This window comes from Lentzea rhizosphaerae, assembly GCF_042649515.1.
GTDB lineage: Bacteria > Actinomycetota > Actinomycetes > Mycobacteriales > Pseudonocardiaceae > Lentzea > Lentzea aerocolonigenes.
On the sequence record NZ_JBHRZI010000014.1, the window covers coordinates 94,294 to 115,889 of the forward strand.

The 21,596-nt window shown below is 69.3% G+C and carries 15 protein-coding genes and 3 pseudogenes; 13 read left to right on the forward strand and 5 right to left on the reverse strand.

Annotated features, from left to right (window positions below; translation table 11 throughout):
- Positions 1-29: 29 nt before the first annotated feature.
- Entirely contained in the window at positions 30-761 is a 732-nt protein-coding gene (locus ACFOWZ_RS16440) for a class I SAM-dependent methyltransferase (RefSeq protein WP_382373298.1), read from the reverse strand.
- Positions 762-936: 175 nt separating this feature from the next.
- Between ACFOWZ_RS16440 and ACFOWZ_RS16445 the strand changes: the two genes are divergently transcribed.
- Together ACFOWZ_RS16445 and ACFOWZ_RS16450 are read left to right on the forward strand one after the other, a co-directional pair.
- Positions 937-2,253: a cytochrome P450 gene (locus ACFOWZ_RS16445; protein WP_382373300.1), complete on the forward strand. Its 1,317-nt coding sequence runs from the start codon at positions 937-939 to the stop codon at positions 2,251-2,253.
- Between the two features lie 135 nt (positions 2,254-2,388).
- A complete protein-coding gene (locus ACFOWZ_RS16450; protein ID WP_382373302.1) occupies positions 2,389-3,312 on the forward strand; it encodes a hypothetical protein in 924 nt (307 codons plus the stop codon).
- Positions 3,313-3,372: 60 nt separating this feature from the next.
- Here the strand turns inward: ACFOWZ_RS16450 and ACFOWZ_RS16455 are convergent, their stop codons facing one another.
- Both ACFOWZ_RS16455 and ACFOWZ_RS16460 read right to left on the reverse strand, forming a co-directional pair.
- Entirely contained in the window at positions 3,373-5,862 is a 2,490-nt protein-coding gene (locus ACFOWZ_RS16455) for an FtsX-like permease family protein (RefSeq protein ID WP_382373304.1), read from the reverse strand.
- Between the two features lie 3 nt (positions 5,863-5,865).
- The gene (locus ACFOWZ_RS16460; RefSeq protein ID WP_382373469.1) at positions 5,866-6,597 is read right to left on the reverse strand and encodes an ABC transporter ATP-binding protein; all 732 of its coding nucleotides are present in this window, start codon (positions 6,595-6,597) and stop codon (positions 5,866-5,868) included.
- Positions 6,598-6,834: 237 nt separating this feature from the next.
- Between ACFOWZ_RS16460 and ACFOWZ_RS16465 the strand changes: the two are divergent.
- From ACFOWZ_RS16465 to ACFOWZ_RS16515, 11 genes and pseudogenes are all read left to right on the forward strand, one after another.
- Positions 6,835-7,149, forward strand: a pseudogene (locus ACFOWZ_RS16465) (serine hydrolase); the annotation flags it as partial.
- A pseudogene (locus ACFOWZ_RS16470) lies at positions 7,143-7,853 on the forward strand (ABC transporter ATP-binding protein); the annotation flags it as partial. The pseudogenes ACFOWZ_RS16465 and ACFOWZ_RS16470, both read left to right, overlap by 7 nt.
- Positions 7,854-7,861: 8 nt before the next feature.
- Positions 7,862-8,896: a dipeptidase gene (locus tag ACFOWZ_RS16475; protein ID WP_382373306.1), complete on the forward strand. Its 1,035-nt coding sequence runs from the start codon at positions 7,862-7,864 to the stop codon at positions 8,894-8,896.
- The gene (locus ACFOWZ_RS16480) at positions 8,893-12,123 is read left to right on the forward strand and encodes a serine hydrolase (RefSeq protein WP_382373308.1); all 3,231 of its coding nucleotides are present in this window, start codon (positions 8,893-8,895) and stop codon (positions 12,121-12,123) included. Before ACFOWZ_RS16475 ends, ACFOWZ_RS16480 begins: the two co-directional genes overlap by 4 nt.
- Positions 12,124-12,125: 2 nt before the next feature.
- Positions 12,126-13,193, forward strand: coding sequence for a M20 family metallopeptidase (locus ACFOWZ_RS16485; RefSeq protein ID WP_382373310.1), 1,068 nt, complete (start codon positions 12,126-12,128; stop codon positions 13,191-13,193).
- Positions 13,190-13,939, forward strand: coding sequence for a GNAT family N-acetyltransferase (locus tag ACFOWZ_RS16490; protein WP_382373312.1), 750 nt, complete (start codon positions 13,190-13,192; stop codon positions 13,937-13,939). The genes ACFOWZ_RS16485 and ACFOWZ_RS16490 overlap by 4 nt, the downstream gene beginning before the upstream one ends.
- Positions 13,936-15,048: an o-succinylbenzoate synthase gene (gene menC / locus ACFOWZ_RS16495; RefSeq protein WP_382373314.1), complete on the forward strand. Its 1,113-nt coding sequence runs from the start codon at positions 13,936-13,938 to the stop codon at positions 15,046-15,048. The genes ACFOWZ_RS16490 and menC overlap by 4 nt, the downstream gene beginning before the upstream one ends.
- Positions 15,049-15,220: 172 nt before the next feature.
- Positions 15,221-15,552, forward strand: a pseudogene (locus ACFOWZ_RS16500) (lysine 2,3-aminomutase); the annotation flags it as partial.
- Positions 15,553-15,684: 132 nt separating this feature from the next.
- Positions 15,685-15,879: a hypothetical protein gene (locus tag ACFOWZ_RS16505; protein WP_382373316.1), complete on the forward strand. Its 195-nt coding sequence runs from the start codon at positions 15,685-15,687 to the stop codon at positions 15,877-15,879.
- A 378-nt stretch (positions 15,880-16,257) separates the two neighbouring features.
- Positions 16,258-17,229, forward strand: a complete 972-nt coding sequence (locus ACFOWZ_RS16510; protein ID WP_382373318.1) for a hypothetical protein — start codon at positions 16,258-16,260, stop codon at positions 17,227-17,229.
- Between the two features lie 434 nt (positions 17,230-17,663).
- Positions 17,664-18,224 (forward strand): YbaB/EbfC family nucleoid-associated protein, encoded by a 561-nt coding sequence (locus ACFOWZ_RS16515; RefSeq protein ID WP_382373320.1) that lies wholly within the window; start codon positions 17,664-17,666, stop codon positions 18,222-18,224.
- 587 nt (positions 18,225-18,811) lie between these two features.
- On the opposite strand, the gene ACFOWZ_RS16520 is transcribed toward ACFOWZ_RS16515, so the two are convergent.
- Together ACFOWZ_RS16520 and ACFOWZ_RS16525 are read right to left on the reverse strand one after the other, a co-directional pair.
- Positions 18,812-19,780, reverse strand: a complete 969-nt coding sequence (locus ACFOWZ_RS16520) for a DUF6461 domain-containing protein (protein WP_382373322.1) — start codon at positions 19,778-19,780, stop codon at positions 18,812-18,814.
- 68 nt (positions 19,781-19,848) lie between these two features.
- A complete protein-coding gene (locus tag ACFOWZ_RS16525) occupies positions 19,849-21,174 on the reverse strand; it encodes a hypothetical protein (RefSeq protein WP_382373324.1) in 1,326 nt (441 codons plus the stop codon).
- Between the last annotated feature and the right edge of the window lie 422 nt (positions 21,175-21,596).

Below are 21,596 nucleotides of genomic sequence, written 5' to 3' on the forward strand. Positions count from 1 at the left end.
CCCCCCCCCCCCCCCCCCGCCCCCGAGTATCAGCGGGAAGCGGTAGCGAACACCCGGCGCAGGTCGTCGAACTGCCCCAGGACACGCCGCGCCTCGTCCTGCATCGACCGAATCGCCGGGTCGTCCGGCGCGTCGACGGCCAGCGCCTCGTCCCACAACCGCTTCTCCACGGCCCGCCACTCCGGCTTCGAGACGACCTCGACGGCGGTGAACCCGGCCTCGGGAAGCAGCCTGGCGAGGTCCAGGTCGCGGATCAGCGGCGACACACTCTCGTCGCCCACCACCACAGGCTCCCAGCAGGTGATCACCAGCCGGCCGCCCGGCCGGAGAACCCGGAAGCACTCCTCCAGCGCCGCCGGCTTCGGATCCGCGAACTGCAGGGCGTCGACGACGACCACGGCGTCCACAGAAGAGGACTCCAGCCCGGTCGCGGTCAGCGTGCCCACCCGGAAGTCCGCACGAGCCGACCGCTGCCGGGCCTGCGAGATCGCGACGCCAGAGAAGTCCACCCCGATGAGCCCACACCCGGTGCGTCGCGCGATCTCCAGCCCGTACCCGCCGCGGCCGCACGCCAGGTCCAGCAGCACCTCACCAGCCCGCAGCTCCAGGGCGTGCACCACCTCGTCGAGCCCGGCGCCGCTCAGCACGCTGGTCGACTGCAGGTCCGGCGGGAGGTCGAGCACGCGGTGAACGAGCTCGTCGGCGATCGGCGACTCGGCGCGATCGGCGTACCACTGGTCGAATTTGTCGGCGGTCGTCACCCCTCCGACCATGCCACAGCGGCGCCCGCACGGGTTTTGATCGACGTCTGGACCAAAGTATGACGGCGCGTTAGGCCCAGGTATGACGACGTGCGCGCGGCGGCGTCGTTATTGTCCGTTGCGGTGGTCATCATCGGGACCACCTCATCCTTTCCGCCGAAGGGACAGCCGCGTCATGAGGGACGTTCTGCAGTCAGCGACCGACGTGAGGTCGCGCGTGACGGGATGGATGGGGCGGCGGTTCCTCGCGCACCTCAGCAAGTCCGGGTTCGACCTCGGGTCGTCGTGGTTCGTGCCGTCCAAGGTGCTGGCGCCGCTGCGCCGCAACGGGTTGAACCCCGTGCCGGAGCTCGCGCGGATGCAGGCCCACGGACCGGTGACGCGGCTGCCGCTGCCGGTGACCGTGTGGCTGGTGACCGGCTACGAGGCGTCGAAGCGGGTGCTGGTGGACGCCGAGGCGTTCAGCAACGACTTCGGGCACTTCCGCGAGATGGGGCTGTTCGCGGACGAGGCCCCTGGCGGGCTCGGGTTCAGCGACCCGCCGGAGCACACGCGGCTGCGCAAGGTCCTGACGCCGGAGTTCACCATGCGGCGGCTCTCCCGGCTGATCCCGCGCATCGAGGCCATCGTGGCGGACCAGCTCGACCTCATGTCCATGAAGGACGGCCCGGTCGACCTCGTCGAGGACTTCGCGATGCCCGTGCCCGCGCTCACGATCTGCGAGCTGCTCGGTGTGCCCGCGAACCAGCGTGAGGAGTTCCAGCGGCGCAGCGTGGCGCGGTTCGACCTGGGCGGAGCGGCCACGGCGTCGTTGTCCGCCGTGTCGCAGTCGATCGTGTACTTCCGCGAGCTGGTGCGGGCCCAGCGCGAGGCGCCCAACGACGGGCTGCTCGGCGAGCTGATCCGCAAGCACGGTGACGAGCTGGACGACGACGAGCTCGCCGGTCTGGCCGACGGGCTGCTCACGGGCGGGTTCGAGACGACGGCCAGCATGATCTCGCTCGGCACGCTGGCGATGCTGCGCTCCCCCGACCTGCTCGCCCGCGTGCGTGACGACGACGAGGCCGTGGGCGGGGTCGTCGACGAGCTGCTGCGCCACCAGTCCGTGGTGCAGGTGGCGTTCCTCCGCATCGCGCGCAAGGACGTCGACATCGCCGGGACGAAGGTGCGGGCGGGCGACATCGTGGCGTGCTCGCTGTCGCAGGCGAACCGCGACCCGAGCGTGTACCCGTCGCCGGACGCGATCAACCCGGACCGGTCCGCGGGCCAGCACCTCGCGTTCGGCTACGGCGCGCACCGGTGCATCGGCGCGGAGCTCGCCAAGATGGAGCTGCGGATCGCCTACCCGGCGCTGGTGCGGCGGTTCCCGGAGATGCGGCTCGCGGTGCAGCCCGGTGACCTGTCGTTCCGCAAGCTCTCGATCGTCTACGGGCTGCACTCGCTGCCGATCCACCTCGGCAACCACACCAGCCCGATCCAGCCGGGTCTCTGACAGAGGCGCGTGGGGGGTGGCCTGATACACCCAACTTTCCGCAGTCGGGGTTGAGGGTCCATCCCTCATGCCTCCACGTCTGCGCCCCGAGAGTCTTCACCTACCAACGCAATCCGCGAACGGAAGGTAAGGACCATGATCCGCAAGGCCATCATCGCCGCCGCCACCCTCTCGACCATCGCGCTCCCGGCCGTCGCCTCCGCCGACCCGGTGATCGGGCAGCCGACGCCGTGCGTGCGGGTCACCGACCTGGCCGGACCCGACTTCGAGGTCAAGCAGTGCGGGATCAGCGACGTCGACCAGCACCGCGCGGGTCTGGACAACAACGGCGGCGCTCATTGCGGCCCCGCGTCGCTCTACAACGTGCTGCACTACTGGGCCCACGAGAAGAACGCGCCGGTCGGCTGGCTCACCACGAAGGTGAAGAACCTCGACCCGAAGGACCAGGCCGACTACAACGTGATCACGAACTCGATCGGGCGGATCGGCGTGGACGCGAAGTACGACGGCGGCACCAGGATGAGCAACCTGCGCACCGCGTGGACCATCGCCACCAAACCGGCTCGTGACGTCGGCTGGACCGCGGTGACCGCCGGCGTGGACACCAACGGCGCCGCGGACTTCGGCGGTGACCTGGCCAAGAAGCTCGCCCGCGGTCCCGTCCAGATGGTCTACGGCCGTTACTCGGCCGGTCCCCAGAACAGCCTCCAGCGCGGCGGCGGCCACATCGTCACGCTGGTCTCGGTCGAGGGGTCGTTCGGCGGCAACACGCTGCAGGTCCGCTACATGGACCCCGGTCGTGCCGGTGACCACGGCGTCGGCGACTACCTGAAGACCCAGTCCGACTACCAGACGCTCAACGCCACGATGACGAAGAAGGCCGTCTACGAGTACACGCCGGTCAAGGACGACCCGGAGACCCCGATGGACGAGAGCCTCACGCCGGGCACGTACCGCTGGGTGACCCGCTGGCAGATCACCACGCCGGGCTCGACCGCGCCCACCACGCAGCTGGTGGAGGGCTACAACTGGTTCGAGATGGCGCCGCCCGTCGGCTGACCCGAACTTGATGAACGGCGCTTTTGTCCACCTGAGGTGGACAAAAGCGCCGTTCATCGTTCACTCGCGGAGGCCGATGGTGTCGATGGGGCGGGTGCGGAGGGACATGCGCGTGGGGACGGCGATCGAGATGAGGGCGAGCAGCGCGGCCCCGGCGAGCACGCCCAGGTAGACCCAGACCGGTCCGGCGGGCAGCGGGACGCCGGTGAGCCCGATCGCCAGCAACGCCAGCGGCACCGCGGCCACCACCGAACCCAGCACCGCCGCGAGACCGACCGTCAGGACCGCCTCGGCCCGCATCATCCGGACCACCTGCCGTCGCCCCGTGCCGACCAGGCGCAGCAGGGCGAACTCGCGGCGCCGTGCCGCCGTCGTCATCACCAGCGTGTTCGACACCGAGATCGCGACGTAGCCGAGGATCACGCCCACCGCGACCAGGTTCAGCAGGAACTGGGTCCGCTGCTCGCTCTGCTCCTGCGCCGCCACCCCGCTGGTGACCGCAAGACCCGGATACCGGCCGGTGAGGTCGTTCAGCGCGGTCACGTCCGCCGACTTCACGAGCACGGCGGTGTCTGTCCCGGCCACCGTGTGGGCGCGGGCTTCCGCGGAGGACAGCACGTAGTCGCCGAACGCGAGGTCGTGCCGGTAGGTCGCGACCACGCGCAGGCTGGCGGGGCGGCCGTCGGCGAACCAGAAGTCGACGGTGTCGCCGACCTTCTTGTTCTCCCACTTCGCGTGCGCGTCGCTCAACGCCACCGTGCCCGTGGTGAGATCGGCCAGACTGCCGGACGCGATGCCGAGGTCGACCACGCCGGCTGCCGTCGCGTCGAGCCCGTTGGCCGCCCTGCGCTCGACCTGGACGCTGTCACCGGTCTGGCTGGAGGTGATCACCTGGGTGCGCACCAGAGAGGTCGCCGTCACACCGGGGGTGTCGCGCACGGTCTGGGAGATCTCGGCGGGCACGCCCACCACGCCAGTGATGACGTGATCTGCGGTGATCGAGCGCGTGGTCTCCTGCTGCACGGCGGCGGTCATCGTCGTCTGGCTGTAGTAGTTCACGACAGCGAACCCGATCGCCAGCATCAACGGCGTCACCGCCGCCGCGAGCCGCCGGGAGTCCTTGACGACGTTCGCGGACGCCAGGTAGCCGGACAACCCCGGCAGCTTCGGTGCGATGACGCGGACCATCGCGCCCACCACCCGCGGGCCGGTCAGCGCCAGACCGATGATCATCACCAGCGCGGCCATCACCGACATCGCCGCACCGAGTGGGCCGCGCAGGAACAACGGCAGCGTCGTCGCGCCGAGCCCGATCGCCAGCAGGACCCAGCCGATGACCAACCTGGCCCGTCCGACGTCCTTGCGTTGCACGGCGGCCTCGCCCAGCGCCTCGACCGGATTGATCGACGACGGACGGCGTGCCGCACTCCAGGCCGCGAGCCGTGCCGCGCCGATGCCGATCAGCAGAGCTGCGACCAGCGGAATCGGGCTGATCGAGAGTGCGAAGTCCTCCGGCACCACACCGATCCTCGCGAACGCCCCGCGCAGCCCGTGGCTCACCGCGATGCCCGCCACGCTCCCGAGCACCCCGGCCACGACGGAGACCACCGTCGTCTCGACGCTGATGAGCTTGCGGATCTGGCGCGGTGTCGCGCCGACGGCCTTCAGGAGGGCGAACTCGCGGCGGCGTTGCTCCACCGTCAGCGCGAGCGTGCTGGCGACCACGAAGATCGCGACCAGGATCGCGTACCCGCCGAACGAGCCGGCCAGGATCGCGAGGAGCGACTTGGTCTGGCTGACGTCGTCGAACTCGGCCGCGCTGCGGTCGGCACCCGACGAGACCGTGACGTGGTCGTTCGCGAGAACGTCCTCGAGGCGCTGGGCGAGGTCACCACTGCCCTGCACGCCGATGGCACTCACCTGGCCGGGACGTCCGGCGAACTCGGAAGCCTTGGCGGAGCTGAAGAACAACGCCGCCTGCCGATCTCCCCGGCCTTCCGCGACACCGGCGACCCGATACCTCACGGGTGCCGAACGGGTCGTGATCCGCACCTCGCCGCCCACCCAGACCTTCGCCTGAGCCGCAAGCGCCGAGTCGAGGACGACCTCGTTGTCCGCCGTGGGCGCACGTCCTTCCACCAGCGTGAACGGCGCCAGCACGGCGGAGTCCCAGTTGTGGCCGAAGGAGGGCTTGTCCGCGAGGACCTGGCCGTCGGGCCCGACCACGACGGCGGGGAACGTCTGCTCGGGCACCGCGGCCTTCACGCCGGGCACGGCCGCGATCTTGGCGACCAGGTCGGCGGGAATCGTCGGCTGCTCGGCGGCGTGCTCGAACGCCAGCACGTCACCGCCGGGCGGACGGACGATCCGGTCGCCGGTGACCACGACGTCGGCGGCGGCGTAGCGCTGGGTCGGCACGCCGCCGCGCAGGCCGGACTCCATGAGGATCCCGCAGGCCGCGACGAGCGCGGTGCCGCACAGGACGGCGACGAACGCGCCGATGAAACCGCTGGTGCGGGCTTTGACGGTCTGCCAGGCGAGGCTCAGCACGGCCTACCACTCCCCCAAGTGCGTCATCCGCTCCGCAACCTTCTCCGGCGTCGGCGACACCAGTTCCCCGGCCAGCCGTCCGTCCGCCAGGAACAGCACGCTGTGAGCCGCAGACGCAGCCACCGGGTCGTGCGTCACCATGAGAACCGTCTGCCCCATCTCGTCCACAATGGACCGCAGCAGCACCAGCACCTGGTGCGCGGTCCGCGAGTCCAGCGCCCCGGTGGGTTCGTCCGCCAGCACCACCTCCGGCCGCGCCACCAGCGCCCGCGCGATCGCCACCCGTTGCTGTTGACCACCCGACAGCTCCGCCGGGTGCCGGTCGAGCCGCCCCTCCAGCCCCACCCGGCCGACGATCGTCCGCAGCCACTCCTGGTCGGCGCGGCGACCCGCCAGCCTCAGCGGCAGGGTGATGTTCTGCTCCACCGTCAGCGACGGCAGCAGGTTGTAGGCCTGGAAGACGAACCCGATCCGGTCGCGGCGCACCGCGGTCAGCGCGGCCTCCTTCAACCCGCCCAGGTCGGTGTCGCCGAGCAGCACGCGGCCGGAAGTCGGCCGGTCCATGCCCGACGCGCAGTGCAGGAACGTGCTCTTGCCCGAGCCGGACGGGCCCATCACCGCGGTGAACGTGCCCCGCCGGATGCCGACGGTCACCTCGTCCAGCGCGGTGACGGCGCCGCCACCCGAGCCGTACACCTTCCGCACCGCCTGCAACGACAGCGCGTCTGCCCTCATCACGTTTTCTCCTTGGCCAGCAACAACTTCTGAGAAGAACGTATTCGTTGTGAGCAGGCAGAACGATCACGCAGGCTGCCCGGACCGGGGTGGAGCCTGCTCCACCTCCAGAACCGGGGTTCGTCGGGACGGACAGATCGGCGAGGTCAGATTCGTCGGGCACGACGAGGTGGCGGCAGGGGCGCCGACCCTAGCGTTGCCGGTGACCGGAGTCACGTCGACGTGGATGAGGCGCGGATGTCCAAGCTGAGCGAGATCAACGACTGGCTGCAGGAGAACCTCCCGAGGCTGGCGGCGCAGTACCAGGTGCCGGGCGCGACCGCGGCCGGCACCGTCGGCGACGAGGTCGTCGAGGCCGCGGCGGGTGTGCTCAACAAGAACACCGGTGTGGAGACGACGACCGACTCGCTGTTCCAGATCGGGTCGATCACCAAGGTCTGGACGACGACGCTCGCCATGCAGCTCGTCGACGACGGCCTGCTCGACCTCGACGCGCCGGTGCGGACCTACCTGCCCGAGTTCCGCATCGCCGACGAGGACGCGGCCGCGCGGAGCTCGTCTTCGACCACGTCACCGTCCGCTACGGCCACCACACCGCAGTCGACGACGTCACCCTCACCGTTCCGTCGGGCCAGGTCGTCGGCCTGGTCGGCGAGTCCGGCTCCGGCAAGTCCACCCTCGCCGCCACCGCCGTCGGCCTCGTCCCGCTCACCTCCGGACAGGTCCTGGTCGACGGCGTCAGGCCGAAGCGGCAAATCCAGATGGTCTTCCAGGACCCCTACTCGTCGTTGAACCCCCGCATGAGCATCGGCGGCTCGATCTCCGAAGCCGTGCCCAGGGGCACCGACCGCCGCGCCGAGGTCGCGCGGCTGCTCGAACTCGTGAACCTCGATCCCGCCCGCGCCACCGCCCTGCCGTCGAAGCTCTCCGGCGGCCAGCGGCAACGGGTCGCGCTCGCCAGGGCGCTGGCCGGCAAACCGGAGGTGATCGTCGCCGACGAGATCACGTCCGCGCTCGACGTGTCCGTGCAGGGCGCCGTGCTGAACCTGGTGCGCGACCTGCAACGGCAGTTGGGGCTGTCGATGCTGTTCATCTCTCACAACCTCGCCGTCGTGCGGTACGTGAGCGACCGGATCGCGGTCATGAAGAACGGCGCGATCGTCGAAGAAGGGGCGGCCGAGCAGGTGCTCGCCGACCCGCGGCACCCGTACACCCGCGAGCTGCTCGCGGCCGCACCGAAGCGGCACACCAGGCTGGAGGCTTCATGATCGACGACCTGCACGGGCGCAGCGTCGTGGCGGACACGCACAACGACCTGCTCGACGCGATCGTGCACCGGCCCGTCGAGCGGTGGGTGCCGCACTTCCGCGAACGGTGGCTGCCGCAGTTGCAGGCGGGCGGGGTGAACCTGCAGGTGCTGCCGGTGTTCATCGACGACCCGTACCGGCCGGAAGGCGCGCTCAGGCAGACCCTCCGGATGATCGAGGCCGCCCACCGCATCGCAGAGGGCAACCAGGACACCGTCCGGCTCTGCCTCGACGGGAGCCAGATCGACGCGGCGCTCGCCGACGACCGGATCGCGCTCGTGCTCGCCCTCGAAAGCGCGCCCGGTGTCGGCGAGGACGTCGAACTGCTCGAAACGCTGCACCGGCTGGGCGTGCGGATCGCGTCGCTCGCCCACTTCGGCCGCACGGCACTGGCCGACGGCAGCGGCGAGGACGCCACCGGCAGCAGACTGACCAGGGCAGGGGTCGCCGCACACGCGGAAATGGAACGCCTCGGCATGATCTTCGACGTCAGCCACCTCAGCGTGGCGGGCGTGGAGCACGTGCTGGAGCTCGCGACCCGTCCGGTGATGGCGACGCACTCGTCGGCACGGGCGTTGCGCGACCACCACCGCAATCTGACCGACGAGCAGTTGAAAGGCATCGCGGACAACGGTGGCGTTGTGTGCGTGAACTTCTTCGCGCCGTTCCTGCACGAGAGCGACTTCACCATCGACCGGTTGATCGACCACATCGAGCACATCGCGGGCGTCATGGGCGTGGAGCACGTCGGCCTCGGCCCGGACTTCGTCAAGGAGGTCATGGAGGACGTCACCCCGCCGTGCTGCGAGGCGCAGTTGATCGAGGGCGTCCCGACCGACCGTTTCCTGCCAGGGTTGGAGGGGCCGGCGGGGCTGCCGCTGGTGACCGAGGCGCTGCAGAAGAGGGGCTGGCCGGAGGACGACATCGCGCGCGTCCTGGGTCAGAACGTGCTCGACCTGTTCCGAACCGAGCTGAGGGGACCCGCATCGTGACCAGCATCGAGGACCTGTACGGCCACGCGCTGCCCGAACAGCCCGCGATCTCGCCGGACGGCAGCGTGATCGTCTACGTCCTGCGCACCACCGACCGGGAGAACGACCGCGACGAGCGCGCGCTGTGGCGGGTGTCCGGAGGCGAGACGAAGCAGCTCACCAGGGGCAAGGCCGATCTGGCACCGGCGTGGTCACCGGACGGCTGCAGGATCGCGTTCCTCCGCGCGCAGGACGGACCGCCGCAGGTCTGGCTGCTGCCCGCCGCGGGGGGCGAACCCGAGCAGCTGACCACGTTGCCGCTCGGCGCGGGTGCGCCGGTGTGGAGCGCGGACGGCCAGAAGCTCGCCTTCACCGCGCCCGTCGACATCGCGGACGCCAAGGCACCGGTCGTCGCGGACCGGCTGGTCCACAAGGCCGACGGCTCCGGGTACCTCCGCAGCATCCGCGCCCACCTGCACGTGGTCGACCTGGAGAGCCGCGAGGTCCGGCAGGTCACCGACGGCGACTGGCACGCCGGTTCTCCCGCGTGGTCCCCGGACGGCACGCGGCTCGCGTTCACCGGAGCGCGCGACCAGGACGCCGACCTCACGTTCCGGGAGCCGGTGCACGTCGTCGAGGTGGCCGGGCGTGCGGAACCGAAGCTCGTCGGGCTCGCCGAAGGACAGGCCGCGACCGTCACCTGGGCCGGGGACGATCTGCTCGTCATCGGACGGACCACCGTGGGTGCCGGGCACCTCAGCCTGCTGCACCTGTCGCTGGACGGCGAGGTCCGCACCCTGTCCGCGGCGCTCGACCGCAACGTCATGCCCGGCATGTCGGGCTATCCGGGCGGACTCCCCGCCCTCAGTGGCAACACCGTGTTCTTCTGCGCCCGCGACCGGGGCTGTACGCAGCTCTACGCCGTGGACCTCGAAGGCGGCCAACCGCGACTCGTGCTGGGTGGCGATTCCCGTGTGGTCGCAGGGCTTTCGGTGACCGGCGGGGTCGCGGCGATCGTCCTGTCCTCCCCTGCCTCGTACGGCGAGATCGCCACCGTGGACCTGGCCAACGGTGACGCGATCGTCCACACCGGACACAACGCGCCGAACCCGTTCGTCCGCGAGGAACGCGAGTTCACCGTCTCGGACGGCACGGTCGTGCACGGCTGGCTCGTCCGCGATCCGGAGCGCACCGGCCCGTTGCCGTTGCTGCTCGACATCCACGGTGGCCCGCACAACGCGTGGAACGGCACGGCCGACCCGGTCCACCTCTACCACCAGGTGCTGGCGGAGCAGGGCTGGGCGGTGCTGCTGCTCAACCCGCGCGGCAGCGACGGCTACGGCGAGGACTTCTACAAGGCTGCCCTCGGCGCGTGGGGCAAGGCCGACGCCAAGGACTTCCTGGAACCGATCGACCAGCTCGTAGCAGAAGGGTTGGCGGATCCGGAGAAGCTCGCGGTCACCGGCTACAGCTACGGCGGCTTCATGACGTGTTACCTGACCAGCCGCGACTCCAGGTTCGCCGCCGCCGTCGCCGGTGGTGTGGTCAGCGACCTGACCAGCATGGCGGGCACGTCCGACGGCGGGCACTACCTGACCGAGCTGGAGCTGGGCGGCGGGGGTGACCACATCGCAGAGCTCTCGGCGTTGACGCTCGTCGGCGACGTCCGCACGCCCACGTTGATCTACCAGGGCGCCGCGGACGACAGGTGCCCGGCGGGCCAGGCCGAGCAGTGGTTCACCGCGCTGCGCGAGAACGGGGTACCGGCCAGGCTGGTGCTCTACCCCGAGGAGTCGCACCTGTTCATCCTCAGCGGCAAGCCGTCGCACCGCGTGGACTTCAACCGCCGCGTGGTCGACTGGGTGCGCGAGCACGCCGAACAGCGCAAGCCGCTCGACGCGAAGCACTGGCAGCGCAGGCTTTCCGCCCTCGCGACCAAGCACGGCCTGCCCGGCGCCGCGCTCGGCATCCTGTACAAGGGCGAGACCGTCCACGCGCACCACGGGGTGCTGAACCTGTCGACCGGCGTCGAGGTCACCGACGACACGATCTTCCAGATCGGCTCGATGGGCAAGGTGTGGACGACGACGGTCGTGATGCAGCTCGTCGACGAGGGACTGCTCGACCTCGACGCGCCGATCGTCGACGTGCTGCCCGAGCTGACGCTCTCCGACCCGGTGACCGAGCAGAAGGTGACCATGCGGCACCTCCTCACCCACACCAGCGGCATCGACGGCGACATCTTCACCGACACCGGCCGCGGTGACGACTGCCTGGAGCGTTACACCGAACTGCTCGCCGACGCCGCCCAGAACCACCCGCTCGGCGCCACCTTCTCCTACAGCAACTCCGGTTTCGTCCTCGCCGGCCGGGTCATCGAGAAGATCACCGGCAAGACGTGGGACGTGGCGATGCGCGAACGGCTCTTCGTCCCGCTCGGGCTCACCCGCGCGGGCACGTTGCCGGAGGAGGCGCTGCTGCACCGCGCCGCGGTCGGCCACGTCACCAAGGACGGGAAGGCCGAACCGATGTCGGTGTGGATGCTGCCGCGGTCGGTCGGCCCTGCCGGAACGATCTTCGCGAGCACCGCGGACGTGCTGAAGTTCGCGCGGATGCACCTCAGCGGCGGACTGGCCGAGGACGGCACGCGGGTGCTGTCGGAGGCGTCCGCGGCAGCGATGACCGAGAAGCAGACCGACGTGCCCGACCCGAACAGCCTGGGCGACTCGTGGGGCATCGGCTGGATCCGGTTCGACTGGGACGGGCACCGGCTCATCGGCCACGACGGCAACACCATAGGGCAGTCCGCGATCCTGCGCGTGCTGCCGGACCAGGACCTCGCGGTCACGTTGCTGACCAACGGCGACAGCGTGCGGGACGTGTACCTGGAGCTGTACCGGGAGATCTTCGCCGAACTGGCGGGGATCGACATGCCCCTGCCACGAGTGCCGGCGACCGAACCACCCGATGTGGACATCTCCAGGTACGTCGGCCGGTACGAGCGGGCCTCCATGAGGTTCGACATCACCGAGGGCGAACGCGGGCTGCAGTTGGACGTGACGCACACCGGAACGATGGTCGGCATGTTCCCCAAACCACCCGTGATCGATCTCGTGCCGATCGACGACTCGACGTTCGTGTACCGGTGGCCGGACGACGAGAGCTGGTCGTCGCTGGTGTTCTACGCCCTGCCCACCGGTGAGCAGTACGTGCACATGGGTGTCCGCGCTACGCCGAAGGTGTCCTGAAGATGAACCTGCTCAACGACATCGAGCGACTCGTGAACTGCGAGTCGCCGTCCACCGACCTCGCCGCGGTCGCCCGCAGCGCGGAGGTCACCGCCGAGGTGGGCACCGCACTGCTGGGCTCGTCGCCGGAACGGATCGTGCTCGACGGACGCACGCACCTGCGGTGGCGCCTGGGTTCCGGGCCGCGCAAGGTGTTGCTGCTCGGCCACCACGACACGGTGTGGCCGATCGGCACCCTGGAGCGGATCCCGTTCGAGGTGCGGGACGGCGTGCTGCGCGGACCCGGCTGTTTCGACATGAAGGCCGGCGTCGTGATGATCTTCCACGCCGTCGCGGCGCTCGACTCCCCCGACGGTGTCACGATTCTCATCACCGGCGACGAGGAGATCGGGTCGCCGTCGTCGCGCGGTCTGATCGAGGCCGAGGCCCTGGAACACACGGCTGTGCTCGTCACCGAAGCCTCTGCGGACGGTGGCGCTCTGAAGACCGAGCGCAAGGGCACGTCCCTGTACGAGGTGACGCTGCACGGCCGCGCCGCGCACGCCGGGCTCGAGCCCGAACGTGGTGTGAACGCGACGATCGAGGCGGCGCACCAGGTCCTCGCGGTGTCGCGGTTGGCCGATCCCGGCGCCGGCACCACCGTTGTGCCGACTGTTCTTTCCGCCGGCACGACGATGAACACCGTTCCCGCACAAGGGAAGTTCACCGTGGACGTGCGGGTGCGGAACCTCGCCGAGCAGCAACGCGTGGACGAGGCGATGCGGGCGCTGGAACCCGTGCTCGACGGCGCCAAGGTGGAGGTGACGGGAGGGCCCAACCGCGCACCGATGGAGCTGTCGGCGTCCGCCGCGTTGTTCGAGCTCGCCTCCCGGCTGGCGGACTTCGAGCTCACCCAGGCCGCGGTCGGCGGTGCCTCCGACGGCAACTTCACCGCGGGCGTGGGAGTTCCGACGCTCGACGGGCTCGGCGCGGTCGGCGGTGGGGCGCACGCCGAGAGCGAGCACGTGCTCGTGTCGGAGCTCGTGCCGCGGACCACGCTGCTCGCGGCGCTCGTGAGGGAGCTGACATGACCGTCAGGCAGCTCACCGAGCACAAGGAACTCCTTGCCGCGCAACGGTTGTACGAGTCGATCTGGCGCTCGTCCACACCCCCGGTCACCGCGGAGCTGATGCGGGCGCTGCTCAAGTCCGGCAACTACGTGGCCGGCGCGTTCGAAGGCGAAGACCTCGTCGGTGCGTGCGCGGGGTTCTGCGCGCCACCGTCGCAGAGCACGTTGCACAGCCACATCGCAGGAGTCGCACCGGGCATGCGCGGGCGCAACATCGGCCACGCGCTGAAGCTCGACCAGCGGGAGTGGGCACTGGCGCGCGGGATCAAGGCGATCACCTGGACGTTCGACCCGCTGGTGCGCCGCAACGCCCACTTCAACCTCGCCAAGCTCGGCGCGACCGCCACCGAGTACCTGCCCGACCTGTACGGGCAGATGTGCGACGACATCAACAGCGGCGGTGCGAGCGACCGGCTCCTCGTCACCTGGGACCTCATCGCCGCTCAGCCGCAGGTCGTCAGCACGACGGGCGTGGTGGCGCTGGGGATCTCCGACGACGGGCTGCCGGTGCGGGGAACGTGCGCGGGCGACACAGTTCTGGTCGCGGTGCCGTCCGACGTCGAGACGCTGCGGGCCACGAACCCGGCCGCGGCGACCGAGTGGCGTCACGCCGTGCGCGAGGTGCTCGGCGGGCTGCTCGCGGCGGGTGGCCGCGTGACCGGGTTCGACAGGTCCGGGTGGTACGTCGTCGAGAGGAACAAGTCGTGAAGCTGACCGGGGTGGAGCTCCGCTGGGTCGAGATGCCGCTGAAGTCCCCGTTCCGAACGTCGTTCGGCACACAGACCGTGCGGCAGTTGCTGCTGCTGCGTGCCGTCACGGACGAGGGCGAGGGCTGGGGCGAGTGCGTCGCGATGGCCGACCCGGTGTACTCGTCGGAGTACCTCGAAGGCTGCGCGGACGTGCTCCGACGGTTCCTGGTCCCGGCGCTGACAGGACCGGTCGACGGGGTGTCCGTGGCTCCCCGGCTGGCCAGGTTCCACGGACACCGGATGGCCAAGGGCGCGTTGGAGATGGCCGTGCTCGACGCCGAACTGCGCGCGCGTGGCGTGTCGTTCGGCCGTGAGCTGGGCGCCGTGCGCGACCGCGTGCCGTGCGGGGTGTCGGTGGGGATCATGAACTCGATCCCCGAACTGCTCGACGCGGTCGGCGGGTACGTCGACGAGGGCTACGTCCGGATCAAGCTCAAGATCGAACCGGGCTGGGACCTCGAACCCGTGCGCGCCGTCCGCGAACGGTTCGGCGACGTGCTGCTCCAGGTCGACGCGAACACCGCGTACACCCTCGCCGACGCGCGGCACCTGGCGAAGCTCGACCCGTTCGACCTGCTGCTGATCGAGCAGCCGCTGCCCGAGGAGGAACTGCTCGCACACGCCGAGCTGGCGAAGGTGGTGCGCACGCCGATCTGCCTGGACGAGTCGATCACCTCGGCGTCGTCGGCCGCCGACGCGATCAAGCTGGGCGCCTGCCAGGTCGTGAACATCAAGCCCGGCCGGGTCGGCGGCTACCTGGAGGCGCGGCGGATCCACGACGTCTGCGCGGCGCACGGGATCGCGGCGTGGTGCGGCGGGATGCTGGAGACGGGCATCGGCCGTGCCGCGAACGTGGCGCTGGCGGCGTTGCCCGGCTGCACGCTGCCCGGCGACACCTCGGCGTCGGACCGCTACTACGCGATGGACGTCACCGAGCCGTTCGTGCTGGACGACGGCCATCTGGTGGTGCCGACCGGACCGGGGCTCGGCGTGACGCCGCTGCCGGACGCGCTCGACGCCGTGACGGTGAAGACGGAGTGGATTCCTATGGCATCATCGCCGCACTGACCTGCGGAAATGCAACTCTTTGCAGGTCAGTGCGGCTCCGTTCGAATTCGTTGAGGGCCGTACTGGCACGTTCAACGCATGGTTCTGTTCCCTGTTGCTCCCGGATCGTGCTCCCACAGCCGACGACCAGCTCCATCGACCTTGTCCAGTCCAAGAGCCATGCCTCGCGCACCCACTCGCGAGACACATGTGCGACATGATCCCCAACGCGGAGCACTGGAGGGTGTCCGTGCGGGAGGCGCAGGAGCTGCAGCACGCGATCATGGGCTACCTGCCGGGGTATGCGACGCCGCGGATCGTGTGCGACGTGCCGTACGTGGGCAAGCGATGGGTGCACCAGCTCGCTGAGTACGACCGTGAGCTGGGCGCTTCGTACTGGACGAAGAACTACCGCACCGGGATCGAGCTCGAGGACCCGGAGGCGTTGGACCGCCGCTACCCCTACTACGACCCGATCTCCACGCTCGGCGAGACCGCCAGAAGTGGTGGTCCCACCAGACCTGACGGGTCACGATGGGGCCGTTTTCGGGACATCGTCCAAAGGCGGCCCCATCGGCATGTTTTGCCTGGTCAGACCCCATAGGACCTCATTGAGTCCCCGACGTCAAATGTTCCCAGAATGTCCCAGGAGTTCCATTGTGCCTCGCGCAGTCCTTCGCCGAGCACACCCGCTGCTGGGAACGCCGTCAGGACAGCACGAGCGGATTCCTCGGTTTTCTCGGCCGCCGCCAGGCGTTCGGCCGCGGCGGCCGACAGCCGCGCGGCGTGGTCGCCGGCTCCGGCGAGATCGGCGAGGTTCTCCGGCGGCCACACCCCGTGAGCAAGGCGTGATCCGCACGTGCTTCAGCGGCGCACATCGCTGTCCGCTCTGCCGGCCGGCCTCGTCGCGCGCCGTCCGCGCGGACGTGACCGCGGCGGTCGCCGTCACCACCTCGGCCGCAGCATTCTCGCGGAGCCGGGCAGCGTCCTGGCGGCGCTCTTCCAGCTCCGGCAGCCCCGCCCCCACTCGCGCGAGCTCCTGGCGCGAACGTCGAATCGTTTCGAGCTTCGCGCGGTCAGGTGCGTTCCGCAGGACGGTCCGCGCGTCGTGACGACCGCATCCGAAATCTGTGCCTCGCGACCTGGAATCCTTGCTCACCAACATGTTCAGCGCTGCGGCCGTCTGGTGGAGGACATCCGTGTCGACGCTGGCAGGTAGATTCGCCCAGTATGAGTGCAAGATCGGAGCGCCGCCGCGAGGAGCTGATCCGGACTTCGAACTATTACGGCGAACAAGCCGCGCGCGCCCATCTCGACGGCTATCACCACGATGCGCTGACCGCCATCGGCCTGGCCATCGCTGCGCTGCGGAAGCTGGTCCGCCGAGGCGGACCTGACTTGCCCAAATACCTGGACGTCCTGGCCGACGCGCTCCGCGACCGAGCCGAGATGATCTCGGCTCTAGCGTCACCTGAGCTCTACGACCAGGGAGTCGAGGACGCGAAAGAAGGCATCGAGCTCTACCGCGAGCACGGCGGGGCCGCCGGGAGACCGGCCGCGCTGTGGATCGCCACAGCGCAGGTCCAGCTCGCCGAGTTGTACGCCGCAACGGGCCAGGTTTCACACGCCAACGCAGCGGCGGCCGCCGCCCTGGCCGAGTACCTGCAGCACGAAACCGCAGACGAACAGTTCCAGATCAGCCTCGCACACGCGCTTTCGCGCTGCGCCAACGTCATGACTCCTGCTGACGCCGCATTGGCCGCTCGCCGTGAAGCTGTTCGGCGCTACCGGCCTTGGCTCACGCAGGACGGCTACCTGTGGAAGTACCGCTTCGACCGCAGCCTGATCTGGCGAAGTACCCCCACCCTGCGGCGAGCCAGCCAGACAGCCTGGGACCTCGCCGAACAGCTCGGTCCGCCGAACAAGGACGCCGCCCGCGAAGCCCTCGCAGCCCTGCAGGACGCCGCCGAGGGCTTCGCCGCCCTCATCAGCAGCCCGGCCATGCTGGTGCCGTCAGCCCTGATCTGGGTCGAGACCGCCACCGTTCGCGCAATCGCCGGACGCGTCGCCGAGTGGCTCACAGTCGTCGGGGCAACCGCCACCGCCGACGCCTACCTGGCAGAGGTCGACGGCATCACCTCCGATGTGGAGACCTCGATCCGCGCGCTGCGTCCTCTGCTCACCTCCTGCGCAGGCTTCTGATCAAGTCTCCTCCGCGTGCTGCACAGACGCGGAACCTGTCCTCACCTGCACTGCATGCAGCCGTCGGAAAGTGGTGTCCCGCGCCTGAAACCTGTGAGACGTATCGTGCGAGGGAGTCAAGGATCTCATCGGGCGGTCTTGTGCCAGAGGAACGGTTTCGGGTCCGCGGCTCAGCTTTCGGTCCACGCGCGGACCTCTTTCTTCAGCGCCACAACACTTCGTGCACACCTCGGCGCAGGAGCCGGTCGCTCAGGAAGGCGAACCAGCGCTCGAGCTGTTGAGCCACGACAACTTCACAGGCCGAGATCGGACACGTCCATGATCTTCTGTGCGGGAGGGGTGAAGCGCGATCGCCTGGCTGCAGCGGCTCTAACCCACTGGACGCAACTTTCCGCGGTCTGGTGTCCAGCTGTGGGTGATTACGCCACGCTGTGATGGACGCCTCGGGGCTGGAGGCGGTGATGTCGGACGGCACGAACTGGCAGTTGCAGATCGCCGAGAACGCACAGCACTACCGCGACTTGAACCACCGGCTCTCCCAGTTGCGGATCACCGAGACCTCGCGGGACGGAGCCGTCCGGGTCACGGTTGCCACCAGCGGTTTGCTGACGAGTCTGGTGCTGACCGAGTCGCCAGGACCGATGTCGCGGGCCCAGCTGGCGGCGCAGATCATGGAGTGCATACGCCGGGCCCAGTCGAAGATTCCGGACCTCGAGCACGACAACATGAATACGCTCAACAGAAGGCTGAGCGACGCCAAGGAGCAGCTCGCGGAGGTGAAGGGGAACAAGGAAGTCTGGACCCAGGTGCCGCCTGACAGCGGCGTGAGTGCGGACAAGCTGCCAAAGATGATGTCGGACTGGCGCAACAACCCCTGGGGGCGCACACCCGAGCAGTGGCATGACTACGACGGGATCGACGTTACGTTCCGCGACCCGACGGGCAAGGTACTGGGCCGATGCGACACGGGGACCGGTCTTCCCAAACCGCAGTGAGATGCCGCGGGTTCGAGTTTCGCTTTGGCGGGAAATGCCCGAAGCATCAACTGTCGCATGTGGACATGGCACTGTCGCTGGCCTTGCGCCTGCCGAAAACTCATCCTGTGGCGCTCGAATAGTCGTCACCGCAGCGTCCACGGCAGGTGGCCTCGGCGCCCGCCGACTGCTGCGCACCCGGATCGTCGGTGGACTCATCAACGAGTACAGATACGCCGCATGACGTGCAGCGATGACTTTTCGAGCGGCACAGGTTTCAGGAGCCCACGGACAACTCCACGGTGCGCAAAACGCGAGGCCACCACGGCGTCTCGGTCACCACGATCGAGACCAGATGCGCGCGCCGACGCCGTGAGCCTGGGTCAGGGTCCCATCGTAGTTCGAGGATCCGTTGTCCCACGCGGTGTAGTTACCCGCCGCGCAGTCGCGGGCAGTCGTGGTGCGCGTGAACCCGCTGAGAGAGATGCCGAACCCGCTGGTGCAGGCGGTGCCGTTGTTGCCACGCATGAAGCCGCCCGCGTTGAACGGAGCAGCGTCGGTCGAAGTCTGCCAACCCCTCGCCCCGGCCGAACAGGTTGAGGCTCAAGCTAGACGCGATCGAGGATCCGCTTCAACTGCCGCCATCCACCGGGCACTGCGGCGATCGCGTGGACCAGAGCGCCCGCCGTCCGCTCGGCCACGTCGTCGGCGAGCCTGGCGCGGACGGCCGCGACTGCTTCAGCCTTGTGCAGGAACTCGTCGGGGTCGACCATCTGGTCGTCCAGCGAGCGAACGAGCGCGATCAGGTACCGCACGTCCAGGTCGCGTGCGAGGGTGAGCAGGGCGTCCCGCTGCTCGACGAGGGAGCCCCTGTCGACGCCGGCGATTCCACAGGCGGCGTCCACGGCGCGGGCGGCGAGGTCGTCGAGGCCGGCCGGTTCGACGTCGCCGAGGTCCGGTGCGCGGGTGGACAGCAGCCATGTCGGATCAACGGAGGTGAAGCGGTCGGGATCGGTTACGACCGCGGCGGGATGGCTTGTGGTGGTCCAGTCGGTTCGGGCACCGGTGATCCGCTCCAGTAGCACCAGTGCCTCGGCCTTGCACCGGGCAGGATCGGTGAACGTCAACCCTCGGCGCAGCCGCTCCAGCCGCGGGTCGGAGAGCGGGCGGGGCTCTTCCTCGACAAGGTCGAAGGACGCCAGTTCCTCCTGGTTCTCCCAGTAGCGGCATCCAGTGCGGAAGTTGACGTTCCAGAAGACGTTCACCGCTGTAGCCCCGTCAGAGAGTCTGCTCAGCGTTTCCGTCCGCGTGCCACGGGTTCCGCTGGGCTCGACCACGAACGTCCACGGCGGTCGCGCGACGACGACGGCGAGCGCCAAACTCCGCGGATAGACGCTTGACTCCACACCGAGCGCCTGGGCGATGGTCAGCGACGCCCCGAGCCCCACCGCGCCATAGCGGGCGAGCGCGTCGGCCGCGCCCACGTCGACCGCGGTCACGCTCAGCTGGTCTCTCAGCGCGGACGACCGGGGCAGCAGTGCGCGGACCCGCGAGACGTCCTGCGGTGCTGCGCTCATGACCACCTCTGGGCAAGTCGGTCAGTCGGGCGCGCCGCCGAGTCGGCGGCGCGCCCGCCGTCGGCGGCTCAGGGTATCGGGTACGTGAAGCAGCCGTTCTGTTTGTCCGCCGGTGGTTCTCCCTTGACCCGGAAGAAGAACAGGTCGTTGGAGTTCTCCAGAATCCGGTCGTTGGCGAACCAGACGCGCAGCGCGGTGCCCGCGTCCTGGTTCTGCCTGGGGTTGATCGGACACGCGGAACTACGCCTGCGGTTCGGGTCCGACTGGAAGGCCGTGCCCTGCCAGGTCGCGGCATACGGGTACTCGTCGCAGTCCCGCCCCTTGGCGGCGTAGTCGCGATCGATGCCGCGGCAGACCGCCCTGGCGGCGTTGCGGTTGATCTCCTGCAGCCACTCCACCCGCAAGCGGTTCAACCCTTCCCTGGGAGAGGCGTCGTAGTTGCCGGGTACCGTCTTGCCCTCCCACGCCGGATAGGTCTTCTCCGGCCGGTGGAAGGCGTTCCAGATGTGCCAGGTGGCCTCGTAGTACCTCGCGTCGGTCGTGTCGAAGGTGATGTAGGGAGCAACCCGGAGAAACACTCCCCCTCCGCTGCCGTTGAGGTAGCCCGCGGAATCCCACCGCACAGCGTGGGGAACGCCCAGCGACGGCCTGCCCGCGACCCCGTTCGGCGGCGCGATCGTGAACCGCTGCCGGTACTCGCTGAACGCCAACCTGTCCGTGCCCTCACCGACCTGATCCGACTCGAACACGTAAGTGGCGTACGGCTGAGCCATCCACTCGGCGACCGTACGGCTCGTCGAGCCCGGCCCAACCGGCTTGCAGTGCCGGCGCGGGTCGGTGATCGACCTGCAGTCCAGACTGTGGGTGATGACCGACGCCAGAACGATCGGCAGGTCCGCGGGCGTCGACGGCACCGGTTCGACATCATCGATCCGCACGTCGTACTGCACGTTCCGGATGCCGTTCCACCCGTAGAAGATCAGCGTGGAGTGGAGGTTCACCCGGCCCGCGACCCGGCCGGTCGAGATGTCGATGATCTCCATCGGCACGGAGACCCGCTCACACCAGGCATAGCGGTTCTTCACCCACCCCCGCTCGCCGCCCGGCTCCGGCCTGCTGTCGCACTCCTCGAAGGTGATGTCGTCGTAACCAGGTCGCGGCGCCGCGATCGTCGCGGCCCGTTCCCTGAGCGCGCGGGCCATTCCCGCGTCGCGTTCCACCTGCACCCCCGCGAGTGCCTCGGCACCCGGCTCTTCCTGTGACGATGCCGCCGCCGTGACGTCGTAGGCGTTGCCCACGAGATTCGGCTGGTCCGCGCCTGCCGGAAGCTCCCATAACAGCAGCAGTGCGGCGGTGCTCAGAACGAGCAGTTTTCCACGCCCAAGTAATCGCATTCCTCCCCCTCATCTCCATGCGGTGATGCGAAAACGAAGCGCTGTCCCCCGTTTCCTGAAGGTGCCGACAGCACCGGAACCGTCTGCCTTGTCTACGGTTTCCGCACACCGTGCGCCTTGCCTACCGTGTCCGGTTTGTTCACGTTCGGCGATCACGACGTGAACGACAATCCTCGAACAACCCGTGCCCTCGGCAGCAACACCTGTACTCAGCACTGGCCCGCCACGTGTCCCACCACAACCAGCACCGAGCGCGACAATTCATGCCACCACGGCCGGCCCTGCTTTCCCGCAACCGACCCAGACTCCGGTACACCGTCGACCCATCCTCAGCGGCCTGATCAAACAAGTACGAACCCGCCGCCCGACGCGCAGATCAGGATCTGCGGCCGACTTTGACACCCCGCTTCGGCCCGCCCTGA

Coding starts and splice junctions, on each gene's coding strand:
- ACFOWZ_RS16520 (WP_382373322.1), bottom strand. CDS start 19,780: ATGAGCGCAGCACCGCAGGACGTCTCGCGGGTCCGCGCACTGCTGCCC.
- ACFOWZ_RS16510 (WP_382373318.1), top strand. CDS start 16,258: ATGAGTGCAAGATCGGAGCGCCGCCGCGAGGAGCTGATCCGGACTTCG.
- ACFOWZ_RS16450 (WP_382373302.1), top strand. CDS start 2,389: ATGATCCGCAAGGCCATCATCGCCGCCGCCACCCTCTCGACCATCGCG.
- ACFOWZ_RS16475 (WP_382373306.1), top strand. CDS start 7,862: ATGATCGACGACCTGCACGGGCGCAGCGTCGTGGCGGACACGCACAAC.
- ACFOWZ_RS16485 (WP_382373310.1), top strand. CDS start 12,126: ATGAACCTGCTCAACGACATCGAGCGACTCGTGAACTGCGAGTCGCCG.
- ACFOWZ_RS16490 (WP_382373312.1), top strand. CDS start 13,190: ATGACCGTCAGGCAGCTCACCGAGCACAAGGAACTCCTTGCCGCGCAA.
- ACFOWZ_RS16445 (WP_382373300.1), top strand. CDS start 937: ATGAGGGACGTTCTGCAGTCAGCGACCGACGTGAGGTCGCGCGTGACG.
- ACFOWZ_RS16515 (WP_382373320.1), top strand. CDS start 17,664: ATGGACGCCTCGGGGCTGGAGGCGGTGATGTCGGACGGCACGAACTGG.
- ACFOWZ_RS16460 (WP_382373469.1), bottom strand. CDS start 6,597: ATGAGGGCAGACGCGCTGTCGTTGCAGGCGGTGCGGAAGGTGTACGGC.
- ACFOWZ_RS16525 (WP_382373324.1), bottom strand. CDS start 21,174: ATGCGATTACTTGGGCGTGGAAAACTGCTCGTTCTGAGCACCGCCGCA.